Source organism: Gimesia panareensis, assembly GCF_007748155.1.
Lineage (GTDB): Bacteria > Planctomycetota > Planctomycetia > Planctomycetales > Planctomycetaceae > Gimesia > Gimesia panareensis.
On the sequence record NZ_CP037421.1, the window covers coordinates 5,517,652 to 5,536,070 of the forward strand.

Sequence of the window (18,419 nt, forward strand, 5' to 3'; positions counted from 1 at the left end):
GCGCTGATGCTTCTCTCTGGTATTTCTCCGGGGTACTTCTCCGGGCATGTCTGCTGCCGTTTCTGATCTCCATTCGATGAAATTATCATAGATGAATAATGAAGTAACAGGTTACATAGTCCGCTACGGTGCCACCCGCATGATCGGGGAGTTTTCTGCAAAAGGCCCGGATGAGCTGCAGCGGAATGCTGACGTGATCATCAAAAGTGATCGCGGTCATGAATGGGGCGAAGTACTCTCTCCCGCTACCGAACGGATGCGTTCTTTTATGAAGGATGCCAAAAGCGTGGGCCGCGTTATCCGTCCGGTTACAGATGATGACTATCGCCAGCGGGATAAAAACCGGCATGAGGAACGGACTGAATTTTTGGGCTGCCAGGACCTGGTCAAAGAACACAAACTGCAGATGCAGCTGGTGGATGTCGAGCACATCTTCGGCGGGGAACGGATCATTTTTTACTACCTCGCCGAGAAGCGAGTCGACTTCCGCGAACTGGTCAAAGCCCTGGCCCGCAAATATCGATCGCGGATTGAAATGCGTCAGATCGGCGTCCGGGACGAAGCCAAGCTGATGGCTGATTATGGTGACTGCGGGAAAACAGTGTGTTGCGGAACACATCTGACCGAAATGCCACCGGTGTCCATGAAGATGGCCAAGCTGCAGAAGACATCGCTGGACCCGAACAAACTCTCCGGCCGTTGTGGCAGACTGAAATGCTGTCTGCGCTACGAGTATGACACTTACCGCAGTTACAAAAAAGAACTGCCTCCGGTGGGTTCTTTCGTCGTGACAAGCCAGGGAGAAGGCAAGGTAACCGGCCAGGAGATTCTGTCGGAATGCGTTCAGGTGATTTACCCGGACTCCCGAAAAACAATTGTCCATAGAAAGGACATCCTGGAAGTCATAAAAAAGAAAAAAGGAGAAACCCCGACCAAAAAATAACAGGATATCCCCCATTCAAAATCGGCCTGCTTAAAATTGCCCGAATCGGGATTGATTTTCCTGAAATTCCCAATGATAATTTCTCGCTATCTGAAGCGCAATCTCATAAGATAGTATTGACGACAGTCTCTGGGATCGAAACACTGGATTGTAAGAAACTCAGAGACAGAAACTGCACGAGTTAAAAAGGTATGGGTGAAAACATGACATTTGCAACCAATCTATCCCGCCCCAAACTGCAATATCACCCGAACGCTTATGATTTCATCTTTGAAGCTCTGCAGCAGGCTCAAGAGATCTACTCACGCCCTGTCTCAGACCTCCCCGAGCAGGAAGAGGCCCATGTTTCCGGTCAGGAACTGCTGGAAGGTGTACGCATACTGGCCCTCAAGCAGTTTGGGCTGATGACGCTGACCGTTTTCAAACAGTGGGGCGTACATTCCACCAAAGACTTCGGCAAGATGGTCTTTGAAATGATCGAGCATGGCAGAATGCGGAAGACGGAAAATGACCGTCTGGAAGATTTTGTCGACATCTTCGATTTTCAGCAGGAATTCGACACCAGCTATATCATCGATACCAGCGAAGTCTTCACTCGCAGCCCTGCCTGAGGTCCCTTCCTCGCTTTGCGCAACCTGCATTCACGATTAATCTGCAAACAGGTCTTCCCAACTGCATCCTGCGCTGTTGCGGCGCTGCGTAAGTTTTTGCGTTTAACCAACTTTGTTAAGTTACTGTTATTGCAAAAAAAACCTCACGTGATACACTCCCCCGATAGAGTATTTGCTGGAGTTTTACTTGTAGTTTTTTTTGAGTCATCAAAAAAACTGTGCTGACTGTTGCCCGGAATCAAATGAGGTTTTGAGGTTTTACAACAAGATTTACAACGGCTTATTTAATGGGGTTAACTCTAAGGATGAGGTTTTCTACCGTCGCTCGCTACTCGCCCGTTCGTCCCGTTCCAACACTCATCACTCTCACACTTACCACGCTGTTCTGCTCAGCCCCTTTACTGGCAGCAGAAACGTCCGAGGCCTCGCCACCAGTTGCGGCTTCTGAATCGGTCATGATCAGCTGGCTGCTCGCGATCGCTGGTGCAATCTTCGCATTATTTACCGCGTATCGCTTCTTCTGCTGGATGGTTGCCGAGTCGGAAGGCGACGACCGCATGAAGGCCATTGCCGAGCACGTTCGTGAAGGTGCCCGTGCCTATCTGGACCAGCAGTTTAAAGTCGTGACTCTGTTCTTCGCCGTGGTCTGCGCCCTGCTGGCCTTCATGGCGTTTGGCTTGAATACACAATCACACTGGGTTCCTTTTGCCTTTCTGACAGGGGGCTTCTTCTCCGGACTGGCGGGCTGGTTCGGCATGCGGACTGCGACCCTGGCCAGTGCCCGTACAACTCATGCCGCCAAGGAATCGCTCAACAGCGGACTGCAGGTTGCCTTCCGCAGTGGTGCCGTCATGGGACTGGTGGTCGTCGGACTGGGACTGCTCGATATCAGCCTCTGGTTTGGCGTCCTGCACTGGATCGTCAAAATGCCTCTGGCGGAAATCACCGTCACCATGCTCTGTTTCGGTATGGGTGCCAGCAGCCAGGCTCTGTTTGCCCGAGTGGGTGGTGGTATCTTCACCAAGGCAGCTGACGTAGGTGCCGACCTGGTCGGTAAAGTTGAAGCGGGCATCCCCGAAGACGATCCCCGTAACCCGGCCACGATTGCTGACAACGTGGGCGACAATGTCGGCGACGTTGCCGGCATGGGAGCGGACCTCTATGAATCGTACTGTGGTTCGATCCTGGCCAGTGGTGCCCTCGGTGTGGCCGCCTATCATGGCTATCCCAAAATGCAGATGATGTGCCTGTTGCTGCCGATGTGCCTGGCAGCGATCGGAATCTTCCTGTCAGTCACCGGAATTTTCATGGTGAAAACGGAAGAAGGTGCCTCCCAGAAGAATCTGCTCAAAGCACTCGCCAAAGGAATCGACACCGCCGCCTTCTGTGTAATCGTCGCCTCCTTCGCTCTAGTCTGGATCATGCTGGTGATTCCTTCCCAATCAGCGGGGATCCCTGAGGATTCTCCCCTGCTGACGGGTAACAAACTGTTTGGGGTCTTCGGCGCCATCGTCGCCGGGCTGGTCTCGGGCTGGCTGATCGGAAAATGGACCGAGTACTCCACCAGCGACGAATTCAAACCGACCCGCTTCATCGCCGATCAGTCTTCCACCGGACCGGCGACTGTCATCATCGCCGGAATTGCCGAGGGCCTGTATAGCGTCTGGGTACCGATTCTGGTGATTGGCATCGCCATTCTCCTGGCCTTTGGTATGTGTACCGGTTTTGACTTCCAGAATTCCCAGGTCTTCGCCATGGGGCTGTACGGTGTCGCGATTGCCGCCGTCGGGATGTTGAGCACGCTGGGGGTCACCCTGGCAACAGATGCCTACGGACCGATTGCTGATAACGCGGGTGGTAATGCAGAAATGAGTGGCCAGGAACCATTCGTTCGGCAGAGAACCGACGCCCTGGACAGTCTCGGGAATACCACTGCTGCCACCGGGAAAGGATTTGCGATTGGCTCGGCTGCACTGACAGCCCTGGCTTTGCTGGCAGCTTACGTAGAAGAAGTCCGCATCGGCTTTGAACGCTGGGTAGAAAACTCTGCCATCGTTCAAACGATCACCGATGACCCGACAGATGCCACGGCGCTCAAGCTGAGCAAGAACTGTATCGCCATCCGTACCCTCGACAAGGATGGCAACCCCTCAAAACATAACAATCAGGGCTACCTGCTGTTCCCCGCTCTGCATCAGACACAGATTACCCCCGGTCGAACCAAAATTGAAGAAGCCGAGGTCGGCTCGATCATCACCGGTCTGAACATCAATGAGCTGCTGTTGCGCAGCGATTGCGTGGAAGTCAAAAAGGCGACCGTGCCAGACTTTTCCCGCTTCTATAATTTCTCACTACTGAACCCCAAGGTACTCGTCGGGATCTTCTTTGGCGTGATGATCGCCTTCGTCTTCTGCGCCATGACCATGAAAGCGGTCGGCCGCGCCGCCGGGGCCATGGTGGACGAGGTCCGCAGACAGTTCCGGGAAATTGCGGGTATTATGGAGAACGAGGCCGAACCAGATTACGCCGCCTGTGTCGAAATCAGTACAGCTGCTGCCCAGCGTGAGATGATTCTCCCTGCCATGCTCGGCCTGTTTACCCCTGTTGTAGTGGGGGTCCTGCTGGGAGTTCCCGGCGTGGTAGGCCTCCTGGTGGGTGCCTTGACGAGTGGGTTCGCAGTTGCCATTATGATGGCTAATGCCGGTGGTGCCTGGGATAATGCAAAGAAGTACATCGAAGCAGGCGCACATGGCGGCAAGGGAACTGATGCGCACAAAGCCACAGTAGTAGGCGATACCGTGGGTGACCCATTCAAGGACACCAGCGGTCCCAGCCTGAATATTCTGATCAAATTGATGAGTATGGTTTCTGTTGTCATAGCCGGTTTTATTATTCAATACGCATTAGAGCTATTTTAAGTATTTGAAACAGGCTAAAGGTCACCAAAATCAATACCGAATCTTCTCCACAATCTGATTCCATCGAAAGCATGTCGAGCCTGGAGCGTGCCTGCCTGTGCGCTCGAATCTGTGAGCAGTTTAAAGGCCAGGACATCGTTGTCCTTGATGTCACGAAAATCACTCCGCTGTTCGACTATTTCATCATCACCACTGCGAGCAACCAGCGGCAGGCCCATGCCATTGCCGAGGAAATTCGTGTGCTGATGAAGCAGGACCATGCGCACCGCCGTAATATCGAAGGCAAAGACAGCTCATGGATCCTGGGTGACTATGGCGACGTCGTGCTGCACATCTTCACTGATGAAGCCCGTGAGCTGTACGACCTTGAGCGTCTCTGGGCTGATGCCAAACAGGTAGACTGGCAGTCGCACAAACCTGCCGAATCGTAATCAGACCCTCGCGGTTTCTACCATTCTGACGCGGCAGCGTGTATTCTGGTCTCCAGAACAGTGCCCTCCCTATGTATTGGAGTCTATTAATCAGAGCACTCCCGCTCTGAGCGGAATGTAAAACATGAATATCCTCGCAGAAATCAGAAGCCGGTTTGAACCCGTTTTAACAGAATGGACTGACGATCCCTCATCGGTCATCGACATGCTGAAGCCCTCCCAGGACTCCAAATTCGGGGACTACCAGGCCAACTTCGCCATGCCGCTGGCAGCGAAGATCCCGGACCTCAAGCCACGGGACCTGGCAGCGCAGATTGTAGAGAAGGTCGATCTGTCCGACTTCTGCGAACCGCTGGAAGTCGCCGGGCCGGGTTTCATCAATATCAAACTCAAGCAGGACTGGCTTGAGGAACAGACCAGAGATCTGGTCCAGGACGAACGACTGGGCGTCGCGGCTGCAGAAGCCCCCCAGAAGGTCGTCGTTGACTTCTCTGCACCGAATGTCGCCAAGCCGATGCACGTCGGCCATCTGAGAAGCACCGTGATCGGCGATGCCAACTACCGGGTGTTGAAGTTCCTGGGACACGATGTCGTGGGAGACAACCATATTGGCGACTGGGGTACTCAGTTCGGGATGATCATCTTCGGGTACAAGCATTTTCTTAACGAAGCTGCTTTCCAGGAAGCCCCCGTCACCGAGCTGGCGCGGCTCTATCGGCTTGTGAACCAGTTGTCAGATTACCATGCCTCCAAAAACTCGCTCTCTCAGAAGGAACAGGAACTTGAGCAGCTGACAGAAAAACTGCAGACACTTGAGAACACCGCTGACCAGACCGATAAGAAAGTCCAGAAACAACTGAAGAAACTCAAAGCCGAACTCGGAGAAAAGCAGTCGGCTCTGACTTCGCTGCAGGAAAGCCTGTCTAAGCTGGAAGCTGACGAAGACCTGCACAGCAAAGCGATCGCCTTCCCGGATATCGCCCGACTGGCCCGGGAAGAGACCGCCAAACTGCACGCAGGCGATGTAGATAACAACGATCTCTGGAAACAGTTCCTCCCGCAGTGCCTGGATGCGATCCAGGGCGTCTACGACCGGCTCGACATTCACTTCGACATGGCACTGGGCGAAAGCTATTACCAGCCGATGCTGGCTGATGTCGTCGCGGACCTGAAAGCGAAAGGTCTGGCCACTGAGAGCCAGGGAGCAATCTGCGTCTTCATGAAAGGGAAAGAGGCCCCGTTCATCGTTCAGAAACAAGATGGTGCCTTCACCTATGCCACCACCGACCTGGCGACGATCAAGTACCGGGTGGAAGAGCTGAAAGCAGACCGGGTGTTGTATGTGGTTGACTCCCGACAGAGCGAACACTTCCAGCTACTGTTCGCCACCGTTAAGGAATGGGGCTACTCCGACCTGAAACTGCAACACGTCAGCTTTGGAACGGTCCTGGGAAAGAACAAGCGGCCTTACAAGACCCGATCCGGTGATACCGTGGGACTGGAAAGCCTGCTGGATGAAGCGATTGAAAGCGCTTACCAGATCGTCTCCCAGAATGACGACGAGAAACAGAACGGTCCGGAGCTCGATGAAGCCGAACGACGGGAAGTTGCCGAGGTCGTCGGCCTGGGAGGCATCAAATACGCTGACCTCAAGCACAACCGGGACAGTGATTACATCTTCGATCTGGACAAGATGCTGGCCAAGCAGGGAGATACCGCCACCTACATGCAGTACGCCTATGCCCGGGTCAATGGTATCTTCCGGAAAGGAGAGATCGACCGGAAAGAACTGAGAACAAATCAGCAGTCACTGCAACTTCAGGAAGAAAGTGAAATTGCCCTGGCACTGCAGATCAACCGGTTCTCAGAAATTCTGGAAAGTGTATCCACCGAAGCCAGACCGAATTACCTGACCAATTATCTGTTCGAACTGTCAAACCTCTTCAGCACGTTCTACAACGCCTGTCCTGTTCTGAAAGCCGACGAGGAAATGGTCAAGACCAGCCGACTGATGCTCTGTGACCTGACTGCCCGGGTGGTCCAGCAGGGCCTGTCACTACTGGGGATCCGAACCTGCGAACGGATGTAATCCCAGTTTACCAACCAGAAACAAAAAAACGCATTCCAGATCGGAATGCGTTTTTTTATAGATATTACCCGGCAAGGGCTCGAACCTTGACTAACAGAATCAAAATCTGTTGTGCTACCATTACACTACCGGGTAATGAGTTTCTGTCCTATCAGACACTGTAGCCCAACTCAGGTTCACCGCTGAAAACCAGTGATGAACCTGGCGAACGGAGTTTATTGGATCTCCGTAAATCTGACAAGAGTTCTCTTTCAGAAAAACGGGATCTTTTTATTTCCCTAGTCGTTACGCAGCTTGAGGTTCATCTCGGTCAGCTTCTCGCGAATTTCGTTCAGCGAGGTCACACCGAAGTTCCGGCTGGCCAGCAGCTCATCGGGGCTGCGACGCAGCAGCTCACCAATGGTGCCAATACCGAGACGCGACATACATTTTCGCGAACGCACGGAAAGCCCCAGATCGGAGATCGGCTTTTCGGTGACCGGGTTGTCTGCCAGTTCCGGAGGCAGAGCAGCGTAGCCGCCATCCTGTCCCAGAGCTTCGTGCAGGTTCTGACCGATGTGCAGACCGAAGGAAGACAGCATCTCGCGAATTTCGTCCAGTGAGGTCTGTCCGAAGTTCTTACCGGCCAGCAGGTCGTTTTCACTGACGCGTGTCAGGTCGCCCAGCGTGTGAATGTCCATCGCGTGCAGACAGTTGCGGCTGCGGACAGACAGTTCGAAGTCGGTGACCGGACGATCCAGCAGCTGCTTCATGCGGGCTTCGTTGCGGGCGGTTTCTTCGTCGTAGTACATGTTGTCGGCTGCTTCGATGTCCTTCAGGTACATCGCTGCCATTTCGTTGGTTGGATCCGCTTCCAGAATCCGACGGAAACAGAAGGCGGCAGCCGGGTAGTTTTCCATATCTTCGTACAGCAGACCCAGGTTCAGGATCGCGCCCAGGTAGAAGGGCGGGCTGGACAGCGACTGCTCATACAGGCGAATGGCATCTTCGTCGTTACCACGTGATGCGTTCTCTCCTGCCAGTCGGAAAATGGCTCGTGAGTGGCGGGGATCCATGTCGACGGCCCGCTCGAAGTATTCAATCGCACCGTAGAGGTCGCCGCGATCTGAGCGGATACAACCCATCTGGAACGAATACTCGGCACGGCCGGCTGCATCTTTCGCGATGGACGACAGCAGCGATTCTGCGTCATCCAGTTTGCCAACCAGACGCAGAGTTTCTGCACGTCGCAGTGAGCATTCAATCGAGTCGTAACCCAGTTTGGCAGCAGCTTCAAGTTGCTGATCGGCTTCTGAGTATCGCTTGAGGGCGATCAGAGAAACCGCATGGAAAAATGAAGCAGTGGCGTTGTCCTGCACTTTTTCCAGCTGGGTGACTGCTTCTTTGTGTTTTCCAAGCAGGTGCAGTGCAATGCCAACCCGGGCACACAGCTCGGGAGTTCCCTGCCCTTCTGCAATGTTTTTGACGAGCGCCTGTACTTCACTGTTGAGCTCTGAAACCTGGTCAGAGCAAACAATGCGTGTCAATTGCTCTACGTCCGAGTAGCCTACACTCTCAGTGCTGTTGAATACACCTTTTACGTCAATTAATTCGTCGACACTCACACTAATTTCCTTTATTGCAGCTGGCGCGCAGATGGAAGCGTACAACGGGCTTTTTCACAGAACCTGTTGCCAAAATTCACAAACTCGAATCTTACAGACTGTTTACACAAACGGCAACCATCAAGGCCCGTTTCGCCTGTTTTCCGGCTGTAGTTATGTACCTCAGGCAACCCGACACACCCAGAATATGTACATAATTTCACAATCCGGCAATTTCAGCGAACCAGGGCCTGATATCCCCCATCGCTGGGCTCGCCGGGCAAATGGTGATTTTCCTGCACAATTTTTCGTTCCGGGAACTGAGTTAAAACGCTTTGCAGTAGCTCTCCATTCTCTCGCGGATCGAAAGAGCAGGTCGAGTAAACCAGCCTGCCCTCCGGTTTCAGCCGCTGAAATGCAGTCTCCAGGAGCCCGCGTTGAATTTTCTGTAATTCTGCGAGTGACGTGTTATCCAACCGCCAGCGTGCCTCGGGTCGCTTACCCAGCACGCCGGAATTGGAACAGGGCGCATCGACCAGAATCGCATCGAACTGCTGTTCCGGCAGAGTGGCCCCGGGGGTATTGATCAACTGCGTCTGAATACATGTCAGTCCCAGACGGGACGCATTCTGCTCGATCTTGTCCAGACGATCTGCAGAAACGTCTGTCGCGATAATCGTCCCGCGATTGAACATCAATTCTGCCAGATGCGTGGTTTTCGTGCCCGGAGCCGCACAGAGGTCCCAGACCATTTCCTCCGGCTGAGGGCTGAGCAGATTGCCGGCAGCCATCGCCGATTCATCCTGGATCGTAAATTTCCCCGCGTCAAAGCCGACCAGCGCATCCAGTGGGACTGCTGTTTCCAGGCGAATCGACTGAGGTTCTGCTCCCGGGCCGACCGCAATACCTGCTGACTGCAGTTCCTGCAACAGTTCATCCCGACTGTTCTGCAGCAGGTTGGCGCGCAGATAGAGGGGATTACGCTGATTAAACCACTGGGCGATCGACAACAGGCGCTCCCATTCATAGCGGGAAAGCCAGTCTTCAATTACGGACCTGGGATAACTGTAAGCTCTGGAAAGATAGCCCGCCTGATCGACTGTCGGATCGGGAAACAGATCGGTTGTCAGACAACGAAACCGCTGCTCACTGAGAGGGACCGCATTCGCCTGGGGAACCGAGGCTTCATCCGTCGTCTGCAGCCTGCTGACCGCTCGCAAAATCGCATTGACCAGTTTCTTCCAGCGTTCTCTGCCGACCTTGCCTGCCAGTTCCACGGTTTCTGAAACAGCCGCATGATCGGGAATCTGATCAAGCATGACCAGTTGGTAGACGCCGGTTTGGAGCAGCGTCCAGAGAGCGGGTTCCACCTTTTCGCGGGGGCGGGTGAGCTGACTTGCGATCAGCGTATCCAGTGTCAACTGACGACGGATCACACCAATACTGATCTCCATAGCCAGCCGACGGTCTTGCGATGACAGCTCGATCCGACGGCTCCACTGCTGCAGCGAATCAGCGACAAACTGGTCCTGTGTGCGATACGCTTCCAGCAGAAAGAATGCGAGTTGCCGCGCAGTACGAAAATATTTCGGGAGTTCCAGTTCATCCCCTGGACTGGACTGTGACCTGTTTTCCCAGACATTTTTTTTCTTCACGACGTCTGACCACACAACCGTTCCAGGTCGTCAAAAAACCTGGGATACGTTTTCGCGGTACATCCCGGATCTGCAATCTGAATCCCGGGAATCTTCAGCCCTACCAGAGCGAAACTCATCGCCATCCGATGATCGTCATAGGTCTCAATCACGGCTGGCTGGATTTCTCCCGGATAGATGGTCACGGAATCTTCCGTCTCTTCCACCTGAATGCCCATCCGTCTGAGTTCCGTCGAAATCGCAGCCAGGCGGTCGGTCTCCTTATGACGAATATGCCCCACATTGCGGATGCACGTCGGACCTTCGGCAAACAGGGCGACCGCTGCCAGAGTCTGGGCAGTATCGCTGATGTCATTCATATCGACATCGATCCCTTTGAGGGGCTGGCCCTGAACGGTAATGCTGTTGCGATCTCGTTTAATGGTACAGCCCATATCTTCCAGGACGCGGATAAAGTTAATATCCCCCTGCAGGGCATCCTGGTTGAGCCCTTCGACTGTCACTGAACCACCGGTAATGGCTGCTGCCGCAAAAAAATAACTGGCGGCAGAGGCATCCGGCTCGATGTCGTAAGCCCCGGGGCGCTGGTAGGTTTGCGGCTGGATTCTCCAGACATCGTTCTGCACTCGATCGATGGTGACGCCGAACTGCGCCATGACGCCCAGGGTAATATCGAGGTAGGGTTTCGAGACCATTTCGCCCAGAATCGTAATGGAAGTCGGGCCCATGGCAGCCGGGGCGACCATCAACAGGGCACTCAGGTACTGGCTGGAGACGCTGCCCGAAATCGAAGTCTCACCTCCCTTTAATCCTCGCGCTTTGACCCGCACGGGAGGACATCCGGTCCCCTCTTCACAGGCAACATCGACGCCCAACTGTTGTAAGGAATCAACCAGATCCTGAATGGGCCGCTGTCGCATCCGGTCGTTTCCATCCAGCACGTATTCTCCTTGTCCTGCCGAACAGAGTGCCGTCAGGAAGCGGATGCTGGTCCCGCTGTTTTCCAGCCACAACGATGCCTCGGTGGCGGGAATCCTGCCGCCACAACCCTGGACCACGACCGAACAATTCTCCGGATCATGATCGACTTGAATCCCCAGGCGATTCAGGCTTTCGATCATCACCTGGGTATCGCGACTGTCGAGAACACCTGTCAGTTCCGTCTGGCCCTCGGCCAGTGCTGCAACAACTAAGGCACGGTTGGTGATACTCTTGGAGCCGGGGGGTCTGACAGTTCCGTTGAGCGGAGCGGAAACTGGTTGAACCTGGTAAGTGTCGGGCATGCGATAAACTATGAACTAGGAAAGGCTTCTGATACGGACGGATCAGGATCAGGAGAGACCGTCTACACTGACACAGCATACACTGTCGATTCCCAAAGCTAAAGTGAGGGGCCTGTGATCTTGTTTGGTCTCAGGTATTTTTAATCGCCTGAGGCAGCCCTTCCCAGATACTCGGGTACTGCAGCTCTACTCCCAGCTCTTCTCGTAACCTATTATTATTACAACGCTTATTAAGACCAGCAGCACGCTCGGTACTGTTGGGGCGCGTCGATTTCGACTTCAATTCTGCATCCCCTGCCATCGCAAAATGAGGTGGGGGCGCTCCCAGCAGCTGAGCCAGTGTCTCATAATATTCCTGACGCATGACAGGGCGACTGTCACTCACCAGGTAATGCGAAGAGAGATGAATGTCCGTATTGCACCTAAGGATCGTGTTAACGATATCCGCCAGATGAATCAGGTTCAGCCAGGCGTCGGGCCTCCCCAGCAGCGGCTCTCCCGCCTTAATTTGTTCCATCCGGGCCAGCAGTCTTCCGGGGCCGTAGATCCCCGCCAGCCTGAGGATGACTGCCGTCGCAGATCCGCCTGCAGTCTGACCTGGCAATAACCCCTGTTTTTCAAACAACTGTTCGGCTGCCAGGCAGATCTGCCCGTTTTCCCGCTCTGGCGCGCAGACGGACGTCTCATCAACCCATTCTCCGGCTGACTGACCATAGACGCTGGTACTCGAGAGGTAAATGATTTTCTGCGTTCGCTCTTTCATCACCGAGAGGACATGCTCCAGACCGTCTACGTAAACTTCGCGTCGCGATCTGCTGGCCGAGCGATCAAAGCCGACTGCATACAATACCGTATCTGCCTCGGGTAACTGCTGGAGTGTCTCAGGCTGGGTGACTTCCCCCCGGATCGGTCGAATTCCCAGTTCGGAAAACTGTCGCGCATGCGCTTCCGAGCGGGTGAGGGCAGCGACCTCGTATCCCTCTTCCAACCATTTGCGGGCCACTGCTGACCCCACGTATCCACAGCCAATAATCAGTTTCTGCATCGGTACCTGTTCTACTCTGAAATTCGAATGAAATAGACAGCCCTGCTCAACGCTTGCCACGAATGCGGGGCGCCAGCTTGGTGGCTCCCTGCAGTACCAGGTTGATGTGCGCGCGGATCTGCACCAGCAGTTCCTGTTCTGTCGCATCTGCTAAAAAAGCAGTCAGTTGAAACGCCTGTGGATCCTCAAGTTGTCCCAGGAGTTTTGCAAACCGATCCGACATCCCGTTGAGCACCGCTGCCCGCTCTGCCTCTGTCAGATCGTAACGCTCCAGAGTTGAGGAATCGGCGGTTCGAGTCCGCTTCAGGCGCGCCAGTGTCGCTCCCTGCGTGCGATAGAGTTGCCCATCGAGATAGGCTCGCCTCAGATGGCCTTGTACATCAAACTGGTATACGGGATCGCCACCAAAATAAAAAGAAAACTGTCCACTCCGCTTCTGTCCCCAGAAAACCGGTTCGATCTCATGTTGAACCTGTAACTCAGCCCGGGGATAGAGTGCGGTCGCTTCCCGCATTAGATCTTCCCGGTCCTGTTCCTGGCGCGCCATCAGAATCTCGTTTCCCGATCAACCACTGCCGAAGCCCCCGTTCAGAAACTAGTCAAACAGATGACTGACCGATTCGTTGCGGTGAATGCGGCGAATCGCTTCTCCCAGTAAGGGAGCAATGGAGATCGTGCGTAGATTCGAGAGTTTGTCCTGATCAGGAATCGGCAGACTGTTGGTCACGACAATCTCTTTAATGGGCGCTTCGCTGAGTGACTTGATCGCCGGGCCACAGAACACAGCGTGAGAAGCACCAACATAAATCTCCTTGGCTCCATGTTCTTTGACGACATTCACAGCACCGACAATCGAGCCTGCCGTGGAAATCATGTCGTCGAATAGCAGCGCAATCTTGCCTTCGATCGGGCCGCCAATAATGTTAGCCTGCTGTGTTTCCAGGGCATTTTTCCGGCGTTTATCCACAATCGCCAGCGTCCCGCCGATATTGTTGTTGTGCTGCAGTGTCCGCTTGATGCTCCCTTCATCGGGGCTGACCACAACCAGGTCCTTGTCAGGGATATTCAGGGATCGAAAATAGCGATCCAGAATGGGAGCAGCGTAGAGGTGATCCACGGGCGTATCAAAAAAGCCCTGAATCTGGGCGGCATGCAGGTCCATCGCCAAAACCCGGTCTGCGCCCGCTTCATTGATCAGGTTGGCGACCAGTTTCGAAGTGATGGGGACGCGGCCCGAGTCTTTCCGGTCCTGGCGGGCATAACCGAAATAGGGAATCACCGCAGTGATCCGTTCGGCGCTGGCGCGGCGGCAGGCATCCATCAGGATCAGCAGTTCCATCAGGTTATCATTCACCGGGGGAGAGGTGGGCTGTACGATGAATACATCCCGTCCCCGCACATTCTGATTGAGCTTCAGGCTGATTTCCCCGTCCGGGAAATTGGACAGCTCGACTGAGGCCAGCCGAATGCCAAGATATTCTGCGATTTCTCCAGCCAGTTTAGGGTGAGCTCGTCCACTGAGAAGGGTGAGATGGTCATACATTGAAAAAAATGCCTGCAGTAATGCAATACCAGGAGTAGCGGGATTTAGATCTGCGTGAGCCCGACGGTTCAGTCCGGCCTGTTTCTCTATTCACGCTTATCCTGATGAGGATGTCAAGCATGAGCTTTCGATTTCATGCGAAAGTCCCCAAATGCCACTCGCTGCATATTTTTTACTGGCATTAACGGCTGCAAACCTCACGGAAAATCAACCGATTATTCCGCTGATTCCCGTTGCAGAATCTCTGCGATTTCCGCGAGCTGCTCCTGCGTATTGACGCCCATTGCTTCCTGAATATCGAAAGCCGCTTCTGCAACCACGGTCTCCCCGGCTTTGCGCAGGATCTCTGCACAGTCCGTCAGGTAGTACTCCGCCTGATTATTATCCGGCTTCACCTGCTCGAGGGCATTGAACAACTGCCTACCATCAAAGGCAAAGCAACCTGTATTGATTTCCTGAATCGCTGCTTCTTCAGGGGTAGCATCTTTCTGTTCCACAATTCTCAGGAAGTTCCCTTCCGCATCGCGGACAATCCGCCCCAGCCCTTCATTCGCTTCGGTGATCGCGGTTCCCACCACGCAGGCAGCCTGCTTTTGCTGTTGGACATCCAGAAGACGGGAAAGCGTACTCCCTTTTAACAGAGGTGTATCTCCTGCCAGGACCAGCACCGGTCCATCGTGATCGGCGAGGCTTTCTGCGCTCATCATCACGGCATGACCGGTTCCCTTCTGTTCCGCCTGCAGTGCGAACTCCACATCGCTGTGCTGCGTCAGGGCCGCTTTGACTTCTTCCGCCTTGTGTCCCACGATGACGACAATTTTCTCGCAACCGGCTGTTCGGGCCGCGTCCAGTACATATTCGATCATCGGACGTCCCAGAATGGGATGCAGTACTTTGGGAAGTTCTGATTTCATCCGGGTACTTTTGCCGGCAGCCAGGATCACAGCAGCAGGAGCACTCACGTTGGATTCCTTTGTTTGTAAAAAAAGAGCGGAAAGACATCAGCCAAACCGCTCAGAGATTCGATTCTTATTTAACCACAGCCCGCTTTCCCAGTGGTACAGATTCAGATCAGAACTGAAACCCGAACCGGGCCATGAAGCCGTCTTTGGTATCAAATCCACCGCCAGACTGGAAGTAAGCATGACGACGGAAGACACCACCAGCTTCGAGGAACATGGTCATACAGGGGCCTTCGCCTCGCAGACCAAGCATCAGAGCATAGTCTTTGAATTCCACCTGGTCGCGGTTCGTGACACCAGCCCGTTCCACTTCGAAGGATTCGATATCGTACTCAAAGGTACCGTACAACCAGACACTCTTGTGGCCCACGTTACCCAGGAAACGGCTGACGCGTGATTTGGGGAACATGGCACGGATTTCCCAGAGATCATTCGGGGTCCAGACGACACCGGCGTATGGAATGACATAATCCCCCAACCGGTCCCAGTAAGCTGCACCAACGGCAAACATCCAGGTTTGTGAAGGACGATAAAACAGAACGACGCGGGCATCAAACTGCCAGGCGTTCGAACTCAGGCTTTTTCCAAAGTCAGATGCCAGTGCGGGAGTGAAACCCAGTTGAACGCTCCACAGACCATTTGCGGGAGTCGATAATGCCAGGTCAGTGCCAAAGCGATAACCGGCACCGGGCAGCGAGATAAACTGGGGACCGCTCCAGCCACGGTAATCAAATTCGGGAGCCGCCGAGAAAATCCAGCCACTCCGCAGCGGAGTTGTGTATTTCAGGTCAACATCGGTTTCAAACACGCCGAAGTTTCCGCCCTGAGCACCACCCGGTTGCGCGTAAGTGCGCACTTTGGGGAGCAGTCCAAACGTTAAATTGGAGGTCCAGCCAAAACGAAACGGCTGAGGCCCATTCAGACCGGTCGTATAACCCGGCATCGGTGATCCCGCATAGGGATCGACGATTCCCGCGCCCCCTGGTGACAGGAACGGATCGTACCCGGGCGCAGGTGCGCCATACAGATCGCCAGCTCCCGCATTCGGATCAAACGGCTGCCCCTGGGGCACACCATAAGTCCCCCCGGGAGGCGCCGTCGTCCCGTAGGGGACCGATTCCTCGTAGGTGGGAGTGGGACTCTGTGCACGAATGACGTCATCAAAATCCGCCGATGGTCTATAAATCGTGGTCATTTCAGTGGCGTGAGCGTTCACACCAGCTGTGAAAACAATGGCTAGACAAAGAAGGGAAGTTTTCAATGTTCGACCTGTGAATATTAGGGAAAATCAGGATTCGAGCAGAAATGCTCTTTCTGAAAGGGGAACTGGCCACACTGTGTCGCACAGCTCTGATGTCTCGGGGTGGTACAGGGGGGGAGTTTTCCAGATTCGCCGATTCAGGTCAACATCAATCCGCAGACTGGCAGCAGCAAACTTGAGTAAAAAAATGATTTTTTCTCAAAAATCTGAAAATTGATCGGCAGCCCGGAAGAGACACGCCAGGGTCAAAACTGTTCTGGCGGCAGGGAATAACGCGGATTTCAAGCCGCATCCAGCAGGGGAGAGATCTGCAGAGAAGGCCATCAGGAAAAGAGGATGAGGCCGTTTTGAACACACCTGCCAGCCAGGCCTCTCACGGACGCCGACTGGCAGTTTCAAATGACTGGGAGGACAGCAACTGCTTACTTGTGGTATCCCAGGCCGGTCACAACGGAATGCAGTTCTTCGAATGTGATAAACCGACGGCGGTGACGGAGTTTGTACTGGTCGATCGCCTGAGCGAGTTCGTTGACGTCCTCATTTTCAGAATTGTACGAATTGCTGAACTGACGGCGTTCGACTCCACCATCGGGGCGCTGTTCTCCCCGGTTCTGGCGGCGATCTTCAAAAGTGACTGCTTGTTGCTCGGTAACCTGGTTCATATGATTGCTCCTCATTTAAAACTTACCAGGTAAAACCTAGATCGTATTTTCCGGTAAGGTGTGAATTTTTGTGATCTGCAACGATTATTTCTGTCATTCGCTGCAAAAGATTCCTGCTGTTCGGATCAGAAGGATCATGTGAGAAATGCAGCACAATAGAGTTATGCAGGATGCTGGGGAGTCAATCTCGGCCCGAAATGTTCCTGTCCTAATCTGGATCGGCGGATCCTGCCGACTTCTTTGGCTTATGCAGTAATTCTCGTTATATTACAGGTATCCGGGTCGTAGGTATTCTGACTGTCATGCAGCACACAACAGGAGGGGTTGCCTGCTGTACCAGCGATTCCCGATTTTTCAGACTCAGTAACGAAAGACGACGAAGATATGACTACCAAAGTGGCAATTCTGGGCGGGGGCGGGATGGCAACCGCCTGTGCATCATTGCTCACAGAAAACCCAGAGACCTCGGTCTCGATGTGGGTCCGCAAGCCGGAAATTGCAGATGATATCAACACGCATCGGGAAAACCGCAGGCTGCTCCCGGGTGTGAAGCTGGCAGAAACCGTGTATGTCACTTCTGATGTGGATGCTGCCGTCGCGGATGCAGATTATCTGGTCATCGCGATTCCCACCGAATTTGTCAGACCGGCTCTGACTAGTCTGAAATCTCATCTGACAGGTGAGTCACCGGTTATCAGTGTGGTTAAAGGGATCGAAAAAGACACTTTTTACCGTCCCAGTGAGATCATCAACGATGTCCTGGGACCGCGCCCCGTCGTGGCACTGGGGGGGCCCAGCCATGCGGAAGAAATTGCCCGTCGACTGCCGGCCAGTGTCGTTGCTGCCAGTGGGGATATTGAACTGGCCAGAGCAACCCAGGAACTATTCAGCACAGACCGGTTCCGCGTTTATACGAATATCGATATCGTCGGTGTCGAACTGGCAGGCGCCCTGAAAAACGTAATTGCAATCGCCGCCGGGATCTGTGACGGCGGTAAATATGGCGACAATGCCAAATCAGCAATCATGACGCGGGGACTGGTGGAGATGAACCGATTCGGCTCGTCTTTTGGTGCTGAACCAGCCACGTTCTCGGGACTGGCGGGCGTGGGCGATCTGATTACCACCTGCATGAGTCCGTTTGGCCGCAACCGGAAGGTGGGCGAACGACTCGGCCGGGGAGAAACATTGCAACAGATCCTCAGCAGTATGGAAGCGGTCGCCGAAGGTGTTAATACGACCCGCAGTGTTTATAATCTGTCTGAAGAGAAAGGGCTGGAAATGCCTATCACGACCGAGATCTATCGGGTGCTGTTTGAAGGCAAGTCTCCGGAAGATGCCACTCACACCCTGATGACCCGACCTCCCCGCGAAGAATAAGATCACTCACCAACCCAAGTTGCTCGATGTTACTGTCACCCTCTTTTGGAGTT

Annotated in this window: 15 protein-coding genes and 1 tRNA gene; 6 read left to right on the plus strand and 10 right to left on the minus strand. The window is 54.0% G+C overall.

Features of this window, described 5'->3' with window-relative positions; translation table 11 throughout:
• The first annotated feature begins 91 nt into the window (after positions 1-91).
• The 5 genes from Enr10x_RS20660 to argS all read left to right on the plus strand — a co-directional run bounded on the left by Enr10x_RS20660 (position 92) and on the right by argS (position 6,992).
• On the plus strand, positions 92-943 hold the full coding sequence (locus Enr10x_RS20660) for a PSP1 domain-containing protein (RefSeq protein ID WP_145112234.1): 852 nt from the start codon (positions 92-94) through the stop codon (positions 941-943).
• Between the two features lie 203 nt (positions 944-1,146).
• Positions 1,147-1,554: a Minf_1886 family protein gene (locus tag Enr10x_RS20665; protein ID WP_232093076.1), complete on the plus strand. Its 408-nt coding sequence runs from the start codon at positions 1,147-1,149 to the stop codon at positions 1,552-1,554.
• A 455-nt stretch (positions 1,555-2,009) separates the two neighbouring features.
• The gene (locus Enr10x_RS20670; RefSeq protein ID WP_145452744.1) at positions 2,010-4,472 is read left to right on the plus strand and encodes a sodium-translocating pyrophosphatase; all 2,463 of its coding nucleotides are present in this window, start codon (positions 2,010-2,012) and stop codon (positions 4,470-4,472) included.
• A gap of 71 nt (positions 4,473-4,543) precedes the next feature.
• The gene (rsfS, locus tag Enr10x_RS20675; RefSeq protein ID WP_145112238.1) at positions 4,544-4,903 is read left to right on the plus strand and encodes a ribosome silencing factor; all 360 of its coding nucleotides are present in this window, start codon (positions 4,544-4,546) and stop codon (positions 4,901-4,903) included.
• Positions 4,904-5,027: 124 nt separating this feature from the next.
• Positions 5,028-6,992 (plus strand): arginine--tRNA ligase, encoded by a 1,965-nt coding sequence (gene argS / locus Enr10x_RS20680; protein ID WP_145451230.1) that lies wholly within the window; start codon positions 5,028-5,030, stop codon positions 6,990-6,992.
• Between the two features lie 64 nt (positions 6,993-7,056).
• On the opposite strand, the gene Enr10x_RS20685 is transcribed toward argS, so the two are convergent.
• The 10 genes from Enr10x_RS20685 to Enr10x_RS20730 all read right to left on the minus strand — a co-directional run bounded on the left by Enr10x_RS20685 (position 7,057) and on the right by Enr10x_RS20730 (position 16,986).
• Positions 7,057-7,127 (minus strand) — tRNA-Gln (locus Enr10x_RS20685).
• Positions 7,128-7,270: 143 nt separating this feature from the next.
• Positions 7,271-8,596, minus strand: a complete 1,326-nt coding sequence (locus Enr10x_RS20690; RefSeq protein WP_232093078.1) for a DNA-directed RNA polymerase subunit alpha C-terminal domain-containing protein — start codon at positions 8,594-8,596, stop codon at positions 7,271-7,273.
• A 215-nt stretch (positions 8,597-8,811) separates the two neighbouring features.
• Positions 8,812-10,245: a 16S rRNA (cytosine(967)-C(5))-methyltransferase RsmB gene (gene rsmB / locus Enr10x_RS20695; protein ID WP_145112242.1), complete on the minus strand. Its 1,434-nt coding sequence runs from the start codon at positions 10,243-10,245 to the stop codon at positions 8,812-8,814.
• Positions 10,227-11,513: a 3-phosphoshikimate 1-carboxyvinyltransferase gene (gene aroA, locus Enr10x_RS20700; RefSeq protein ID WP_145112244.1), complete on the minus strand. Its 1,287-nt coding sequence runs from the start codon at positions 11,511-11,513 to the stop codon at positions 10,227-10,229. The genes rsmB and aroA overlap by 19 nt, the downstream gene beginning before the upstream one ends.
• A 130-nt stretch (positions 11,514-11,643) precedes the next feature.
• The gene (locus Enr10x_RS20705; RefSeq protein ID WP_197996128.1) at positions 11,644-12,558 is read right to left on the minus strand and encodes an SDR family oxidoreductase; all 915 of its coding nucleotides are present in this window, start codon (positions 12,556-12,558) and stop codon (positions 11,644-11,646) included.
• A 46-nt stretch (positions 12,559-12,604) separates the two neighbouring features.
• Positions 12,605-13,105 (minus strand): hypothetical protein, encoded by a 501-nt coding sequence (locus Enr10x_RS20710; RefSeq protein WP_145112248.1) that lies wholly within the window; start codon positions 13,103-13,105, stop codon positions 12,605-12,607.
• A 48-nt stretch (positions 13,106-13,153) separates the two neighbouring features.
• The gene (locus Enr10x_RS20715; RefSeq protein ID WP_145042428.1) at positions 13,154-14,101 is read right to left on the minus strand and encodes a ribose-phosphate diphosphokinase; all 948 of its coding nucleotides are present in this window, start codon (positions 14,099-14,101) and stop codon (positions 13,154-13,156) included.
• Between the two features lie 215 nt (positions 14,102-14,316).
• Positions 14,317-15,063 carry an NTP transferase domain-containing protein gene (locus tag Enr10x_RS20720; RefSeq protein ID WP_145451231.1) on the minus strand — a complete coding sequence of 249 codons (747 nt, stop codon included), beginning with the start codon at positions 15,061-15,063 and terminating at the stop codon, positions 14,317-14,319.
• Positions 15,064-15,172: 109 nt separating this feature from the next.
• Positions 15,173-16,258 carry a hypothetical protein gene (locus Enr10x_RS20725; RefSeq protein ID WP_145451232.1) on the minus strand — a complete coding sequence of 362 codons (1,086 nt, stop codon included), beginning with the start codon at positions 16,256-16,258 and terminating at the stop codon, positions 15,173-15,175.
• Between the two features lie 488 nt (positions 16,259-16,746).
• Positions 16,747-16,986 carry a hypothetical protein gene (locus Enr10x_RS20730; RefSeq protein WP_145112254.1) on the minus strand — a complete coding sequence of 80 codons (240 nt, stop codon included), beginning with the start codon at positions 16,984-16,986 and terminating at the stop codon, positions 16,747-16,749.
• A 324-nt stretch (positions 16,987-17,310) separates the two neighbouring features.
• Here Enr10x_RS20730 and Enr10x_RS20735 point away from each other — a divergent pair, with 324 nt between their 5' ends.
• Positions 17,311-18,366, plus strand: a complete 1,056-nt coding sequence (locus Enr10x_RS20735; protein WP_232093079.1) for an NAD(P)H-dependent glycerol-3-phosphate dehydrogenase — start codon at positions 17,311-17,313, stop codon at positions 18,364-18,366.
• The last annotated feature ends 53 nt before the right edge of the window (positions 18,367-18,419 follow it).